Origin of the sequence: Anoxybacillus sp. UARK-01 (assembly GCF_002075365.1) — a bacterium.
In the GTDB taxonomy this organism is placed as follows: Bacteria; Bacillota; Bacilli; order Bacillales; family Anoxybacillaceae; genus Anoxybacteroides; species Anoxybacteroides rupiense.
Window position 1 is genome coordinate 168,353 of record NZ_NASY01000031.1, and the last position, 14,730, is coordinate 183,082.

Here is a 14,730-nt window from a genome sequence, read left to right on the forward strand (position 1 = left end):
TTCGTCTTCTTAAAAAATAAAAAAAGCCTTCTAAAAATAAGAAGAAGACTTTGGGTTGCTCCTTCTTATCTTCCAAGCATCAAGCCTGTCTGGAATTAGCACCTTGACATACAGTCAGGTTGCTGAGAGTTCACAGGGCCAGTCCCTCCCTCTCTCTTGATAAGAAAAATGAGTATGCAATTTTCAATCAATGCGTTATTTATAATTTAAATAATTTTTAGAAAATATTCAACTGCAAATTTTGATTATTTTTTAGATGGAACGGATCAGCGCTCAAAAGGCGACGATCAGGCAAAGTTTGTGGACTTACGCCAGGAAATCTATAGTTCGCATTTTGGTTATAAAAACAGCCTAATTCCTCCGAATTAGGCTGTTAAGACGAAGCGCACAAACCCCTATCGATAGTTGACAAATTGTACATCAATCGGCAAATCAGCTTCACGGATCGCTGTGATCACTTTTTGCAGATCATCTTTGCTTTTGCCGCTGACGCGGATTTGATCTTCTTGAACTTGGCTTTTTACTTTTAAGCCTGTGTTTTTAATAATCGTATTAATTTTTTTCGCATGATCTTTGTCAATTCCTTGAACAAGGCTGGCACGTTGACGGACCGTTCCTCCTGAGGCTGGTTCTATTTTTCCGTATTGAATATTTTTGATAGAGACCCCGCGCTTAATCAGTTTGCCGATTAATACATCTTTCAATTGCTCAAGTTTGAATTCATCGTCGGAAACGAGGATCAGTTCGTCTTTTTCTAAGGAAATGTCACTTTTGCTTCCCTTGAAATCGTAGCGGTTTTGAATCTCCTTCATGGCGATATGAATGGCGTTAGTAACTTCAGATAAATCTACTTTGGATACGATATCAAATGAGCTTTCTTTCGACATATATTACCTCCAGTAAAATTTGGTCATTTTGTTTTTATTATAGTAAAATGTAGCATGATAAACAATAAAAAGGAAGATGCATCCATGAAACAACTTATACCAGGAGAAATAAGAACATTAACCGTAAAGCGGGAGGTTCCGTTTGGCTGGTTTTTAGCGAGCGGTCAGGAAGAAGTGCTGCTTCATCAAACGGAGATAGACCGTCCACTTGCAATCGGAGAAGAGGTCCATGTCTTTTTATATCACGACCATCAAGGACGGTTGAGCGCTACAATGAAATCACCCAAAATAACAAAGGATACATATCATTGGGTGGAGGTGGTTGATGTTGTTCCAAAGCTCGGTGTTTTTGTTGACATTGGCATATCAAAAGATGTGCTTGTGTCTAGCGATGATTTGCCTCCTCTTTTGTCACTATGGCCACAGCGAGGGGATCAGTTATATTGTTCGTTAAAAACAGATCGGAAAGGGCGCTTGTTGGCTAACTTGGCGGATGAGGAAACAATCCGGCAGCTTGCTACGAAAGCTTCGGAGTCCGTCTTTAATCAAAATGTGCGCGGTCGCATATATCGTGTGATCAAAGCTGGAGCGTCTATGATCTCAGATGTGGGTTATATCGGTTTTATCCACGAATCTCAACGCAGGAGAGAACCGCGTCTTGGCGAAGTAGTCGAAGGGCGTGTCATCGCTGTCAAAGAAGACGGTACAATGAATGTGTCGCTGCTGCCGCGCAAGCACGAAAGCATCGACGAAGATGCAGGAATGATTTATCGTTACCTTGAAAGCAGAGGAGGGGCCATGCCCTATCATGATAAAAGCAATGCAGAGGATATTCAAGCGCGCTTTCAAATGAGTAAAGCCGCGTTTAAAAGAGCATTGGGACGGCTTATGAAAGAAGATCGGATTTATCAAGAAAATGGCTGGACTTATATCAAGCATAAGGAAGAATAGAAGCGGGGGTACAATACTCCGCTTTTTTTGTGCAGGGCTAAAAAGATGCCCCTATATCGCCGATAAAAATAGTGGATAGATTACAGCATAAGGGGATAAATCGATGAAGCAACTACGTCTTATCATTGTTATGATGGTGGTCGTGTGCCTTTTTTCAGGATGTTCAGCGCAGGAAACGGCCACAACAAAAGAAAGAGTAAAAGTCGGTATTATGTTGTCTGACGTCGGACTTGGAGATCAATCGTTTAGTGATTCTGCTTTCAATGGATTGATGAAAGCGCGCAACGAGCTTGGCATTGTGTTCGATTATCGCGAATTGCAGGATACGAAAACGTATGAACAAGGGCTAAAAGAATTGGTCGAAGAGGGAAATGATATCGTCATCGGCCTCGGATTCATGGTGCAAGAGGATTTGGAAAAAGTAGCGAAGCAATATCCAAAGCAGCCTTTTATTCTAGTGGATGCTGTGTCCAATTTGAAAAACGTGACTTCGATTACGTTTAAGGAAGATGAGGGAAGCTTTTTAGCCGGAGTGGTCGCGGCGTTAGCGACCCAAACGAATCAGGTTGGCTTTATTGGCGGAGACGATGTACCGCTTATCCACAAATTTGCCGACGGCTTTGAAAAAGGGGTTCATGCCTTAAAACCTTCAGCTTCTGTGAGCGTGGTGTATGCCGGGGATTTTGGAAATGATCAGCTTGGCGCCAAGCTTGCGGGAGAAATGTTTAAAGGCGGCTGCGACGTCGTATATACGGCCGCTGGATTTACGGGCGTGGGAGCGTTAAAGGAAGCGGAGGCGCAAGGAAAGTATGCCATTGGCGTTGACAGCGACCAATATTTTTATGCGGAAAAGGCGGTTGTCACATCAATGGTGAAAAATGTGGATGTGGCGCTGTTTACGATTTTACAGCAATATGTGCAAAAAGGCGAAATGCCACAAGGGACGGTTCAACTGGGCCTTAAGGAAAATGGCGTCGGACTTGCGCCGATTCGCGTGATGGCATGGAGCGAGCCGCAACAAAAATTGATCGAACAATGGAAGCAAAAAATTGAAAATGGTGAAGTAACAACGAAGGAATAGAAAAGGGGATAGCGATGACGGTTCGGAAAAAGCTATGGCTTCATGCCACGATTTCGATTTTGCTTTCGATCGGCATGATGGGATTTATTATTGTCAATATGCTGTCGATTCAAGCGACCAACAAAGATATTGTGCCCGTGCTTTTGACTATTCAGGAGCTAGAAGCGAGCATGAAATCAACGAAGCAAAGCTTAAATAACTTTGCCTACAATATGACAGAAGGAAATAAGCAGGGGGCCATTGAACAAGTTCAGCAAACAGAGCAGCTCATTCGTAAGCTGAAGAAGATGTTAAAGCAAAACCATTTTCAAGCTTTATTGGAAAAAGCAACGACCAAATTTTCCAATGTACATGAGCAATCCATTGAAGCTTTGAACACTCTTGATGCGTCTGAGGCCAGACGGCAAGCGATGCGAATCGAAGGGGCTATGAATGATATATATGGTTTAAAGTTGGCTGCAAATGATTTTTATGAACAATTACAGCAAGAGATGCAAGCGCAAATCCGCTTTGTGGTGTGGACGGCAATCATTGGAAGTATGGTGCTTCTCGGATTGGCTGGCGCAAGCAGTTTACGGCTCACACGTTCTATTACTAAACCTCTTGAGCATCTAGCGGCCAACGCGAAAGAAATAGCGAGCGGCCATTTGCTTGTTGAGCCTGTTTCCTATAAACATCATGATGAAATCGGCGAGCTCAACACTTCATTCAGCCAAATGGTCCATGAGCTGCAGCGGCTGCTACATTCCGTAGATTCCGCAAGCCGGCGTGTTGAAACATTTGCTAAAGAGATTGAACAAGAAAATAAAATGCTCACAGAAATTAACCAGCAGGTTGCTTTATCTACGAATGAGCTATCAGCCGGCGCTCAAAGTATTTCCGAAGAACTGCAGCAAGCGGTATTGCTTATCGAAAAAATGGACGATACGTTTGCACAAACCGCTGAACGGACGAAACAAACGGCTCAGTACAGCGAAGTCGCAGTAGAAGCGATTCGCACTGGACAAAAGGCGATTGGGGAACAAATGAAGTTGATCCGCGATAACGCTGAAGCGACAGCGCTGATCGAGAGGGAAACACAAGAGTTTATTAGCCATGCAGCGGATATTGAACAAATGGCAAAATCTGTATCGGAAATGGCGGAGCAAACGAACTTGCTTGCGTTAAATGCGGCCATTGAAGCAGCCCGTGCAGGAGAAGCGGGAAGAGGATTTGCGGTAGTGGCAGAAGAAGTGCGCAAGCTTGCCGAGCAGTCTGCGCAAGCAACGAAGCAAATTTTCGCCACTGTTTCTCACATTAAACAAGGGGTCGCTTCTGTTTCATCTGCGGTTACGCAAGGAGTGAAAATTGCTGAACAGCAATCTCGGTCAACGGAAGCAACAGCAGAAGCTTTTCGTGAAATTGAAAGCAAGGTGATTGGGATATCGGCTGATATTCAGGAGCTCGTAGCAGATGTGGCTGCCTCTAAAAAATTGGGAGAGAGCGTGTTGCAAAATGTGGAAAGCATTAGCGCGGTTGTTGAGCAATCGGCGGCCGGCAGCGAGGAAATTGCTGCTTCGATGTCTGAACAGCTCGTCGCTTTTGAAAAAATGGTGGAAAAAGTGGCGGTGCTGCGTCAATTGACGGATGAATTGCATACAGTGATGACAAAGTTCCGCATGGAATAAATTTATCATCAAATAAAAGTTCTCCACGTTTTTTAGGTGGAGAACTTTTGTTTTAAGGCTGAAAGGTTGTCTCTAGTACATTTAAGAAACCTATTATACAAAATTATTAACGTTGTTATTTCTTCCAAACTTATAGGCCGAGATGAGGAAAAAGATCAGTGCGAATGCGAGGATAATGAGCAAATTCAAATATAAGCTTCCAAAGGAATGGCCTTGCTGTAATTTTAACAACGCATCCAGCGTCCAGCGTTGCGGCAGAAAATTAGCTATTTTTTGTACGAAAGTAGGCATAATATCCGCTGGCCAAAAACATCCTGAAAGCATGCAGGTAGGAACAACGATCAAGTTTTGCATCGCTCCTGCTGAAGCAGAGCTGTTTGCAAAAGCGACCGTTATAAAAGCGATGCCGATGGCTACTAGTGAAAATAACATCAGAACAACGGCCATTTGCCAAAAAGCAATATTTGTTTTTATGTGAAATACTCGATCCATTATCACTAATGTAAGGATAATCTGTCCGGTCATCACAATCATGTTGACGATGATATTTGACAATACGTATCTTTTTCCATTAATAGGAGCGGATAATAATCGGAAGTATGTTCGATTCTCTTTTTCTTTCACGATCATTTCCGCTAAATTGCCCGCTGAAAAAAGCATAATCATCAGCAAATATCCGATGGTCTGATAGGTCATGCCGATATTTTTCGATGTATCTTTCAACGAATGGACCGATGTCCGAAACGGCGATTGCTGGTAGCGTTCGTACATTTGCAAAAATGTGCGTTCATCCCCGTTAGCTATTTTTCCGAGCGCACTAATATTATTGATGTAGTGATATAGGTACGATTTGATGAAACCGGTAATTTCCGAGCCATGAATCGAAACAATTTGCAGATGGTCGGGTCGTCCTTGCTGGACACTTTTAGAAAAGCCTGGATGAAAAACAAGCACGCAATCGAGCTTGCCGGATGTGATTTGATCGTCTATTTCTGATTCCTTAATGTTCGTTACCGAAAGATGTTCTAACCCTTTGATAAAATGGATCGTATCATTCGTCATATAATGAGGGTCGTTATTGACAATGCCGATGTGTACATTTTTTTCGTTAGAACCGCTGTAGACAAGCAGGGATATGATAATGCCGATGAGCGGTGTGCCAAAATACAATAAAATATTTTTTTTATTACCAAACGTCTTTTTTAATGTATGTCTCACCAACCACATCACATCTTGCATATTATAATCCCTCCTGTCTTGTGAACGCCGTCCCAGCGATCAGCAAAAACAACGCTGCTAATCCGACATTTAGCAGCATGGCGAAAGAACCGGCTGATACATCGTTTAAATAAATGATTTTTGTAAGAGCTGTATTGACCCATGTGAGAGGGGAGAGGTTCGTTATGAATTTTTCCATTGGGCCTGTAGCTTCTATTTTGAAATACGCTCCGCCCAAGAAAGACGCTAGCTGTATAACAACCATAAGAATCATTCTGGCCGCTCCTTCTGTTCTTGAGATATAGCTGATCCCAAGACCCAAGCTAATCGCAAATAATACTTCTGTAAATACGACAAGATATACTAGAGCAAGATGATGTCCCCAATAGGCTTTAAAGACGAATTTACTAAACGTAATGACAATGGCGACACAAAGAAAATTCACAACCATGTTTCCGAATATTTTTCCAATAAAAATTTCAAATTTATGGACTGGTGCTGCCAATAATCGATCTGCCGTTTTGCGCGTTCTTTCTCCCCGAATTAAATAACTTGCTGGCAGGGCTCCATAAAGGGCGATCATTGTTGTCATAGCAATCGCATAGTAGTCCATCGCGCCTGGCTGTCTTTTCGAATGCAGAGACGTTTCTTTTATATAATCATTTTGTACTTTGTTGTTCATTAACAGCTGTACTTGCTCGGGTTTTACTTTCGCGACGGCTGTGGCGATGTTATATTGATCGGCAAATGCGGCAGTCATTCCTTGAATAATGCTCCCTTTGATCGAGTTTGTATCGTTCACATATAGCTGGATTTGTTCATTGGTGATTGTCATATATCCATCATAATAGCCTTGCTGTACCTCTTTTTTTGCATCAAGCTGGCCAGAGATTCGTTTAAAATGAAGAGCGGATTTTTTGGCTTCCTTCATAAACTGACGAACATAGCCTGAAAATTCTCCGGATGTTTGATCTTTATATAATACATGGATCTCGCCAACAGAAGTGGAAGTATTAAAGGTATTAGATAAAGCCGTTCCTAGTATGAGCATTAATACAATCGGGAATGCCAGCATAAAAACAAGTGTTCGGCTATCGCGAAAATCGCTTTTTATTTCTTTGAACGCAATACGAATGATATTCAAAAAACATCCCTCCTTTGCATTAATGATCTCTTAAACTTCTTCCGGTTAAAGTCAGAAACACAGTTTCCAAATTTGGCGATTGTTCTTTAAGTGAACGGATTTCTACTTTGTCGTTAATGAGGCATTGAATGATGTCGTTTAAGTTGTTGACACTGACATCCGAACTGACTTTCATTAGGTTTTCCTCCATTTGGACAGCTTTTACGCCGCTAACGGCTTCGATTTTATTTAAATCGATCGTTTCCATCGGTTTGATTTCAATCCAAACATCTTTTGTATTGGTAATAATGGCTTTGAGCTGCTCTTTTGTTCCTTCAGCGATGATTTTGCCGTGATCGATAATCGCAATACGAGAGCAAATTTCTTCAACTTCCTCCATATAGTGGCTTGTATAAATAATCGTACATCCCATTTCATTCAATTTTTTTACAGAGTTTAAAATATAATTTCTTGATTGCGGATCGATTCCAACTGTTGGTTCATCCATAATGATGAGCTTTGGCCGGTGGGCGATCGCGCAAGCAATGTTTAATCGTCTTTTCATTCCGCCGGAGAAGCTTTTCGGATAGCTTTTATGTTTATCGCTTAACCCGACAAACTCTAATGCTTCTTCTACTTGCTTATGAAGTTGGGTACCGCGCAGCCCATAGAGACCTGCGAAAAATTTAACATTTTCGTATGTTGTCAAATCTTCATAAATCGCGATGTCTTGTGGAACGATACCGATATTTTTTTTGGCAAATCGGCTGTGCTTGTGTATATCTTTGCCAAGGATTTTAATTTCTCCAGAATTGGCACGCAAAAGCCCAGAGATCATGTTGATGGTCGTGCTTTTTCCAGCTCCGTTTGTCCCCAGAAATCCAAATATTTCCCCCTCTGCTACGGTTAAGGACATATTATCAACGGCGATAAAATCACCAAATTTTTTTGTCACGTTTTTTATTTCTAAAATGTTCATGATCTCACCTCTTTATTTTCAGTATGTTTTCAGTATAAAAAAGAAAATGAACTCATATAAGTGCATGAGTTCATTTCTTTAACATGAGAATATTCATATGTTACGTCTGAACTGGTTCATGTTTTTGGATAGGAAGAAGAGTGGTGACGGAAAAGCCGTTTGTACCATCGACAATGACCGTGCCATTGACAGAAGCGGCCCGTTCTTCCATGCCGATGATGCCAAGGCCTTTTTTGATTTTATCTGCTCCTTTTCCATTATCCTTGACTTCCATTTTAATAAGCGTATTTAGTACGTGTATCTCGATAGAAATAACGGTGGCGTTGGCATATTTCATAGCGTTAGTCAATGCTTCGGTCATGTTTTCATAAATAACTTTCCATTGAATGGGAGTGATGATCTCCAAATCACCTTTGCATACCAATGGGATGTGCCTATGGTGCTGTGCGGCCATCTCTTCGATGAATAATTTCACTCGGTTCACGCCCATTTGCTCAGAACGAGGCTTTATATGCTTTAATGTCGTTCGGATGTTTTCGATGCCATCTTTTGAAATGTGGATGGCGTTTTGCAGTAATTCCTTCGCTTTATAGCTGTTCGTATCAAGTAAACGTTTGGCCGCTTCCATTTGGATCAGAGCGCCAGTCATAGCATGCCCGATTTGATCGTGAAGCTGTTGAGCGAGCCGATTGCGTTCTTCTAATTGCAGCGTATATTGTGACTGTTTCATATATTCATAATAATCATTTAAGCTTTTGGTTAATCGGTGAATATCTTTTCTCATGGTGTCAAGGGCGCTTTCTAATTTTGCGGCTCTTTGTACGTACTGTTCAGTGATCGTTACGCTCATGAAATGAAAGGACGCTGCAAGAAAATAGGCAGGGTGCAGGCTGTGAGAAATCACGGCAAGCGGAAGCATCAGTAAAATCAATAGCACCCATTTTTTATTGATGTAAATGGAAAAAAATTCGTATAGATTCATTGGCAAAAGCAACATAAAGAAAGGATCCACTTGAAAACTCGCAGCTAAAATAAGAATCATGGATAGCCATATGCCACTGTATTTAAGTTGTGTTTTTTTAAAAAGATAAATGCTCATATTAATGGAGAGATAAGCGAGCGAAGCAAACACAAACCAAGCCGCATTGATATGATCTGAATATAAATAGCAAATGCAGATATAGCACCATAAAATGAATTTATTTAAAATCAGTAAAAGCTCCATTGCGATCCCTCAATAAATTTTTCCTGTCAAATAATAAATCGCGATTTGTGTGCGATGCTGCAATCCAGTTTTATCTAAAATCGAAGTAATATAATTGGCGATCGTTCCTTCCGATATAAAAAGCTGCTTCGCAATTTCTTTATTTGAAAGCCCCTTAGCAATGCACGCCATGATTTCCATTTCCCGATCTGTGAAAAGCGTTTTATCAATTTTTGGCTCCGGTTCTTTGTCGTTTGTTAAATTTAATTTGATTTTTTCCATAATCACATCTTGCATAATGGTATTTCCATTGTATACAGCTTTAATCGCTTCTCGTATGCGTTCAGGATCCGTATTTTTTAAAAAATACCCTTTTGCGCCGTTGCGGATGGCGTCCAAAATGTATTCGTCATCATCGAAAGTGGTAAGGATCAGAGGTTTTGTGTTTGTTTGCTCGCATATGAGTTTGGTTGCTTCGACTCCATTCATGTTCGGCATGCGCACGTCCAGTAGCGCAATATCGACAGAAAATTTTTGGCAGTATTCAACAGCTTCTTGGCCGTCGTTGACGGTTGCTAATACGTCAAACTCATCATAGGTACTTAATATAATTCGCATCCCTTCGCGAACAAATGAATTATCATCCGCAATGATGACTTTGATTGTTTGGGGCGTTTGCGTAACGGACTCTTTCATGGATATTCATATCCTTTCTCTATATTATATTTTACGAAAAAATACAGAATGATAGGGCAGCACTCTGCTTCTTTCCTCGAACAAGAACGTGACGTTGTTCGAGAAGGGCATGCTAAAAATCTTCAGTCGGCCAGCAAACGGCTTGCTGACTACGATAGAAAAGCGAGGAATTAATAGGTTTTTATTGGATTTTCAACACGCCTAATCCTATTTCTTTTCGGTGTGATCGTATAAGTTCTCATGGGAAAATGGGTACCAAGAGGCAGGAGCTGGTCCTCCTTGTGCCTTTATTTTTTATCTAATGAAGCCTCATATTTTAACGTTTGTATTTTTTAGCATGGAGATTGGGAGCGCTTTTGTAAAAAACGTTGTCTTTTTAGAACGGCTCTGTTTCATTCGATAGAAAATGTGTCCTTCTTGCTTTTTTATTATACAAAAGCTTCAGCTGAAAAACACATAAAAAAGAGCTTGCTCTGCAAGCCCCTCAGACTGTTGCCAAGCGGTTTCATCCTGTGTCACGGGCCTCGTCGTTCGTCTGCTCATGAACGTTTTTGTTCCGTTCATGGCCTCCACTCGGTTGCGTTTCTTGTCTGCCAAGCGCTTTCGTGAGACCTTCAATAAAGGATATGAAAATGGTTGTAGACAAAGTCAACATGGACTTTGTCTACAACATGCTTTTTTACAAATGATCGGTTTTTTTTTGAGTATTCGTTTTTTCCCGCTTGTCGATTTTTTTCACGAAGCATATTTTTCTCATGCTGTTTGGCGTTATTGTCTCGTGCTTTTTTATCATTATCGCTTGTATGAGCCATATGAAGCTTCTCCTCCTTTTTTTAGAGGTTGTCTAGCGATAGTGTGAGCAACAAGAGAATGTTTTATGCTTCAATATATTCGTTTAAGAAAAAGAGGGCAAGTGTCCCAGGACCCGAATGTGAGCCGATGGCTCCTCCAATTTGGGAGATATAAAAGCGGGTACAGCCGAATTTGGCTTCAATTTGCCGCTTAAGTTCTAATGCGGTTTCCTCGTCATCGCCGTGGCTTATGCCGATGAGTTGCTTTTGCAAATCACTTCCACGCTCTTCCATCAACTCAAGCATTCGCTTTAGCACTTTTTTGCGCCCGCGAATCTTTTCAAGCGGAATAAGTTTGCCGTTTTCTACGTGCAAGAGCGGCTTGATGTTTAAAAGGCCTCCGACAACAGCTGATGCCTTGCTGATTCGCCCGCCGCGCGCTAAAAATTCTAAGTTGTCAACCGTAAAGATGTGCTCCATGCGGCTGCAATAAGCAGCGATTGTTTCACATAGCTGCTCATAAGGCATTCCTTTTTGTGCGAGCTCACTCGCTTTCATGACCACAAGCCCTAGGCCGAGCGATGCGCATTTGGAGTCAATAATCGTTAATTGAAAATCAGGATATTGTTCTAAAACTTCTTCGCGCATCATCATGGCGGTTTGATATGTACCCGACAACTCTGAGGAGAAAGCGATATAGAGAGCAGGGCGCCCGTCTTTAGCCAGCTCGGAAAATACTTCCTTTATTTTTTGTGGGCTAGTTTGGGATGTTTTTGCCACTTCCCCGTTGCGCATCGCCTCATACACCTGCTTTGGATCGATGGTGACGGCATCCTCATAGTCGCGGCCGCTTAAATGAACGATAAGAGGGAGCAAATAAATATGGTGCTCCTGCAAAAAAGAATATGGCAAATCACAACCGCTATCCGCTACAATATGAATCGACATTGTGTTCACCTTCTCACTATAAAATAAAAAATGATTTCGTCCTTATAAGTGTAACGAGTTAACAACAAAAATACAATTTCTCTTTTCTGATACGGAGTGATACGATGATTGGACTGCAGGTAAAAAAATTGGTGATCGTGTTAATGGATGCGCTGCTGAATGCGGCAGCGATGAATCTGTTTTTGATTCCGGCCAACGTTTATACGAGCGGTTTTGCTGGTATTGCTCAGCTTGCTTCAAAGCTTGTGGAAGATTATACTCCTTATCATCTTTCGACACGATTGCTCTTATTCCTGCTGAATATTCCTGTGGCCATTTTAGGGTGAAAAAAAATAGGGGAATCGTTTACGCTATACAGTTTTTTAGCGTAGCATTTATGTCGCTGTTTTTTAGAGGATCGAGAGTTTGCCTATCACTTGTTGAAGCCGCGGATCAACCCGCGGCTTCTTTAAAATGATTATAAATCGTTTAATTCATTCTGCAGTTGCCGCAGCTGTCTTTTTTCTGCCAAATTCGAATGAGTATAAGCAGAAGATAAAGCGTTTTTCGCTTTTTCAACCGTTTGTTCCTCTGTTGTTTCTTTTGCAGTCATAACGGCTTTCTGAGCTTCTTGAAATAAACGGCTCCCCACAGTTAGTATCCTCCAAGGGAAGTTTCGATCGCTTCTTTTGCTTTTCGCTCTTCGGCTTCCGCATATGTCATGTGATAAGGGATTCTCTCATCATGTTTTTCCACAGCATCCGTGCTTTGCTGAATAAACCGCTTTGATTTATTTCGTTTACCCAAGACGCATTCCCCCTTGAAAATCAAGACGCATCGCTGCGTCGTTTATATTGTAACCGTGTTGGGGGAATGATAGTAAGGCAATTCGTTACAGCTTTAACAGCGATTTTAAATAAACAGCGATGCCGTCTTCCTCATTGGTTTTTGTCACATCATTGGCGATTTGTTTTAATGGTTCAATGGCATTTCCCATCGCGATGCCATATCCTGCCCATTGAATCATTTCAAGATCGTTGTCTTCATCCCCAAACGCGATGACGCGTTCTTGAGGGATTTGGAAATAGTTGCAAATTTGCTGCAATCCGAATGCTTTATGAACACCCGTACGAACAATTTCAATAATATGCCAAGGAGCAGCCCAACGGCGATGATGAAGCACATTGGCATGAACGGTGGATAAATAACGTTGCAGTTCATCGGCATGCTGTTCATCTGTATGAATAAGAACGCTCGTTGGATCAGCTTTTAACATGTTCCGCAAATCGCCAATTTCGATTTTGGGATTGCCCAATTTCACGAGATCCAACAGCTTTTCATCGTGGTCATGAAAATACACATCATCCATGACTTCCGCTAAAATGTTTTTGATGTGATATGTTTCGCTCACTTCAATAATTTCTTTAATGGTTTCCAGATTAAGCGGAGAGTGGCGTATTCCCCATGAGTCGTTTCTTGGATGATGCACAAAGGCCCCGTTAAAATTGACAATAGGTGTTGTTAAATGAAGCTCTTCATAATACATTTTGCTAGCGCGATAAGGTCTGCCAGTTGCTATGACAACGATATGACCAGCTTCTTTCGCGCGGAAAATAACCTGTTTAGTTAGCGGAGAGATCGTTTTGTCATCTTTTAACAATGTACCGTCTAAATCTAACGCAATTAAATATCGTTCCATAATAGCTCCTTTGTACATAGTTTTTGGATTTGACATAAATGGATAAAGAGCTTACACAGATAGTGTAACTCTTTTCCAAAATTTTTGTCTACATGTTACACTAAAGGAAGAGAAAAAGTGTAAAGGAGTCTAAGTGGCTATGATTGTCATTAGAAATGAAGCGATTGCCGACATTCCTGTATTGCATGTGGTCAAGCAAGAGGCTCAGCAAGAAAAGCTGCCCCTTATCCTATTTGTGCACGGATTTACGAGCGCAAAAGAGCACAATCTTCATTTTGGTTATTTGCTGGCTGAGGCGGGATATCGGGTCATTTTGCCAGATGCGCTTTACCATGGAGAAAGAGCACAACGCCTCACAGACGAGCAGCTGCGATTATCCTTTTGGAATATTGTTCTGCGGACGATTGGCGATATAGAACAGATAAAAAATGAGCTCTGTTCTGGTGGTCTTGTACAGGAAGAGCGCATTGGCGTCGCCGGTACCTCAATGGGAGGAATCGTGACATTTGGCTCGCTTGCTGTGTATCCCTGGATTAAAGCCGCTGTTTCCTTAATGGGTAGTCCGTATTATCAAGCGTTTTTTGATGTTCAAATCGAAATGGTGAAAAATATGAAACGCAAGATTCCGTTGACAGATCAACAGCTGGAAAACGAGCGGCAGCGGCTGGCTCCGTACGATCTTTCGCTTCAGCCGGAGAAATTGCGCGGCCGCCCGCTCATGATGTGGCACGGGCAGCGAGATTCAGTGGTACCTTATCATTATACATATGAGTTTTATCAACAAATAAAACCTTTTTATGAGAACGGGAAGCTGAAATTTATTTCTGATGATGAGGCGGGACATAAAGTGACAAGAGCTGCGTTTTTGCAAACAGTTGATTGGTTCGCTCAGCATGTATGAGTCTCTCACCTACACGTCATTTCAAGCCGGGAGATTTCTCGATGGACATGGTCCATAAATCGTTTGGGGGTAGAGGTGTTCAGCTGCGTCAAGCACGGTTTTTTGTTTGATGGCGACCAGGAGAAGGACGAAAGGAAGTTTCCATATCATAAACATAGGGGCCGAAGACCAGGCCCCTTCATTCGCTTATATATTTACTTTTTTTGTATGTTTCGCTTTTTTTCTGGTAGCATTCAAAGCAATAGAGCATTTCTTGTTCCTCGCTGATGACACCGTTTAAAAATCCTGACAAGCAATGAATCGGTTTGCCGCACTTTGAGCAAAAGCCGACGAACTCTTCCAAGGGCCATTCCCCTTTCATGATCATTAAAAATTTTTGAAGCATGTGGATAGGCAGTGCTTCGTCGAATGGGTCTAGCAGTTTTCGTGTATATATAATCTATTATAATATAAAGGAGGTTCGTTTTATGAGCTAATGACCGGAAAATTTATATATAAAAAGTTACATGAAACTGGGACGAACGGTCTATGGAAAATAGATGGTCGCTGGAAGCTCCTTGATTTGCCTCCAACCGTCCAAAAAATGAGAAATTTTGCTTTTGAATC

14 protein-coding genes, 2 pseudogenes and 1 riboswitch are annotated in these 14,730 nt (G+C 41.6%); of the genes and pseudogenes, 5 read left to right on the forward strand and 11 right to left on the reverse strand.

Translation table 11 applies throughout. The features are described 5' to 3' along the window. Window positions 1-62: 62 nt before the first annotated feature. Window positions 63-166, reverse strand: a riboswitch (SAM riboswitch). A gap of 229 nt (window positions 167-395) precedes the next feature. Continuing rightward, window positions 396-887 carry a YajQ family cyclic di-GMP-binding protein gene (locus tag B6A27_RS05275; protein WP_066148227.1) on the reverse strand — a complete coding sequence of 164 codons (492 nt, stop codon included), beginning with the start codon at window positions 885-887 and terminating at the stop codon, window positions 396-398. Between the two features lie 84 nt (window positions 888-971). On the opposite strand from B6A27_RS05275, the gene B6A27_RS05280 reads away from it, so the two are divergent. From B6A27_RS05280 to B6A27_RS05290, 3 genes are all read left to right on the forward strand, one after another. Further along, complete coding sequence (locus B6A27_RS05280) at window positions 972-1,838, forward strand: CvfB family protein (protein ID WP_139788070.1); 867 nt, start codon at window positions 972-974, stop codon at window positions 1,836-1,838. A gap of 103 nt (window positions 1,839-1,941) precedes the next feature. After that, window positions 1,942-2,919 carry a BMP family lipoprotein gene (locus tag B6A27_RS05285; protein ID WP_080860575.1) on the forward strand — a complete coding sequence of 326 codons (978 nt, stop codon included), beginning with the start codon at window positions 1,942-1,944 and terminating at the stop codon, window positions 2,917-2,919. A 14-nt stretch (window positions 2,920-2,933) separates the two neighbouring features. Beyond that, complete coding sequence (locus B6A27_RS05290) at window positions 2,934-4,586, forward strand: methyl-accepting chemotaxis protein (protein ID WP_080860576.1); 1,653 nt, start codon at window positions 2,934-2,936, stop codon at window positions 4,584-4,586. Between the two features lie 93 nt (window positions 4,587-4,679). Here the strand turns inward: B6A27_RS05290 and B6A27_RS05295 are convergent, their stop codons facing one another. From B6A27_RS05295 to B6A27_RS05325, 7 genes and pseudogenes are all read right to left on the reverse strand, one after another. Then, the gene (locus B6A27_RS05295) at window positions 4,680-5,825 is read right to left on the reverse strand and encodes an ABC transporter permease (protein WP_080860577.1); all 1,146 of its coding nucleotides are present in this window, start codon (window positions 5,823-5,825) and stop codon (window positions 4,680-4,682) included. Between the two features lies 1 nt (window position 5,826). After that, the gene (locus B6A27_RS05300) at window positions 5,827-6,948 is read right to left on the reverse strand and encodes an ABC transporter permease (RefSeq protein WP_080860578.1); all 1,122 of its coding nucleotides are present in this window, start codon (window positions 6,946-6,948) and stop codon (window positions 5,827-5,829) included. A gap of 19 nt (window positions 6,949-6,967) precedes the next feature. After that, window positions 6,968-7,906: an ABC transporter ATP-binding protein gene (locus tag B6A27_RS05305; RefSeq protein WP_080860579.1), complete on the reverse strand. Its 939-nt coding sequence runs from the start codon at window positions 7,904-7,906 to the stop codon at window positions 6,968-6,970. Between the two features lie 100 nt (window positions 7,907-8,006). After that, window positions 8,007-9,131, reverse strand: coding sequence for a sensor histidine kinase (locus B6A27_RS05310; protein WP_080860580.1), 1,125 nt, complete (start codon window positions 9,129-9,131; stop codon window positions 8,007-8,009). Between the two features lie 9 nt (window positions 9,132-9,140). After that, on the reverse strand, window positions 9,141-9,806 hold the full coding sequence (locus B6A27_RS05315) for a response regulator transcription factor (RefSeq protein WP_066148242.1): 666 nt from the start codon (window positions 9,804-9,806) through the stop codon (window positions 9,141-9,143). A 679-nt stretch (window positions 9,807-10,485) separates the two neighbouring features. Next, window positions 10,486-10,618: pseudogene (locus B6A27_RS19040) on the reverse strand (DUF3941 domain-containing protein). A 63-nt stretch (window positions 10,619-10,681) separates the two neighbouring features. Then, window positions 10,682-11,545 (reverse strand): DegV family protein, encoded by an 864-nt coding sequence (locus B6A27_RS05325; RefSeq protein ID WP_080860588.1) that lies wholly within the window; start codon window positions 11,543-11,545, stop codon window positions 10,682-10,684. Window positions 11,546-11,649: 104 nt separating this feature from the next. Between B6A27_RS05325 and B6A27_RS05330 the strand changes: the two are divergent. Then, a pseudogene (locus B6A27_RS05330) lies at window positions 11,650-11,868 on the forward strand (YitT family protein); the annotation flags it as partial. Window positions 11,869-12,002: 134 nt separating this feature from the next. On the opposite strand, the gene B6A27_RS05335 reads toward B6A27_RS05330, so the two are convergent. The 3 genes from B6A27_RS05335 to B6A27_RS05340 all read right to left on the reverse strand — a co-directional run bounded on the left by B6A27_RS05335 (window position 12,003) and on the right by B6A27_RS05340 (window position 13,223). After that, window positions 12,003-12,176 (reverse strand): DUF3813 domain-containing protein, encoded by a 174-nt coding sequence (locus tag B6A27_RS05335; protein ID WP_080860591.1) that lies wholly within the window; start codon window positions 12,174-12,176, stop codon window positions 12,003-12,005. A 2-nt stretch (window positions 12,177-12,178) separates the two neighbouring features. Then, complete coding sequence (locus B6A27_RS18785) at window positions 12,179-12,331, reverse strand: hypothetical protein (protein ID WP_172798648.1); 153 nt, start codon at window positions 12,329-12,331, stop codon at window positions 12,179-12,181. 85 nt (window positions 12,332-12,416) lie between these two features. Then, window positions 12,417-13,223 carry a Cof-type HAD-IIB family hydrolase gene (locus B6A27_RS05340; RefSeq protein ID WP_066148248.1) on the reverse strand — a complete coding sequence of 269 codons (807 nt, stop codon included), beginning with the start codon at window positions 13,221-13,223 and terminating at the stop codon, window positions 12,417-12,419. Between the two features lie 139 nt (window positions 13,224-13,362). On the opposite strand from B6A27_RS05340, the gene yjfP reads away from it, so the two are divergent. Further along, window positions 13,363-14,124, forward strand: coding sequence for an esterase (gene yjfP, locus B6A27_RS05345; protein ID WP_080860592.1), 762 nt, complete (start codon window positions 13,363-13,365; stop codon window positions 14,122-14,124). The last annotated feature ends 606 nt before the right edge of the window (window positions 14,125-14,730 follow it).

Coding starts and splice junctions, on each gene's coding strand:
- B6A27_RS05340 (WP_066148248.1), bottom strand. CDS start 13,223: ATGGAACGATATTTAATTGCGTTAGATTTAGACGGTACATTGTTAAAA.
- B6A27_RS05290 (WP_080860576.1), top strand. CDS start 2,934: ATGACGGTTCGGAAAAAGCTATGGCTTCATGCCACGATTTCGATTTTG.
- B6A27_RS05305 (WP_080860579.1), bottom strand. CDS start 7,906: ATGAACATTTTAGAAATAAAAAACGTGACAAAAAAATTTGGTGATTTT.
- B6A27_RS05325 (WP_080860588.1), bottom strand. CDS start 11,545: ATGTCGATTCATATTGTAGCGGATAGCGGTTGTGATTTGCCATATTCT.
- B6A27_RS05295 (WP_080860577.1), bottom strand. CDS start 5,825: ATGCAAGATGTGATGTGGTTGGTGAGACATACATTAAAAAAGACGTTT.
- B6A27_RS05315 (WP_066148242.1), bottom strand. CDS start 9,806: ATGAAAGAGTCCGTTACGCAAACGCCCCAAACAATCAAAGTCATCATT.
- B6A27_RS05310 (WP_080860580.1), bottom strand. CDS start 9,131: ATGGAGCTTTTACTGATTTTAAATAAATTCATTTTATGGTGCTATATC.
- B6A27_RS05285 (WP_080860575.1), top strand. CDS start 1,942: ATGAAGCAACTACGTCTTATCATTGTTATGATGGTGGTCGTGTGCCTT.
- B6A27_RS05280 (WP_139788070.1), top strand. CDS start 972: ATGAAACAACTTATACCAGGAGAAATAAGAACATTAACCGTAAAGCGG.
- yjfP (WP_080860592.1), top strand. CDS start 13,363: ATGATTGTCATTAGAAATGAAGCGATTGCCGACATTCCTGTATTGCAT.
- B6A27_RS05275 (WP_066148227.1), bottom strand. CDS start 887: ATGTCGAAAGAAAGCTCATTTGATATCGTATCCAAAGTAGATTTATCT.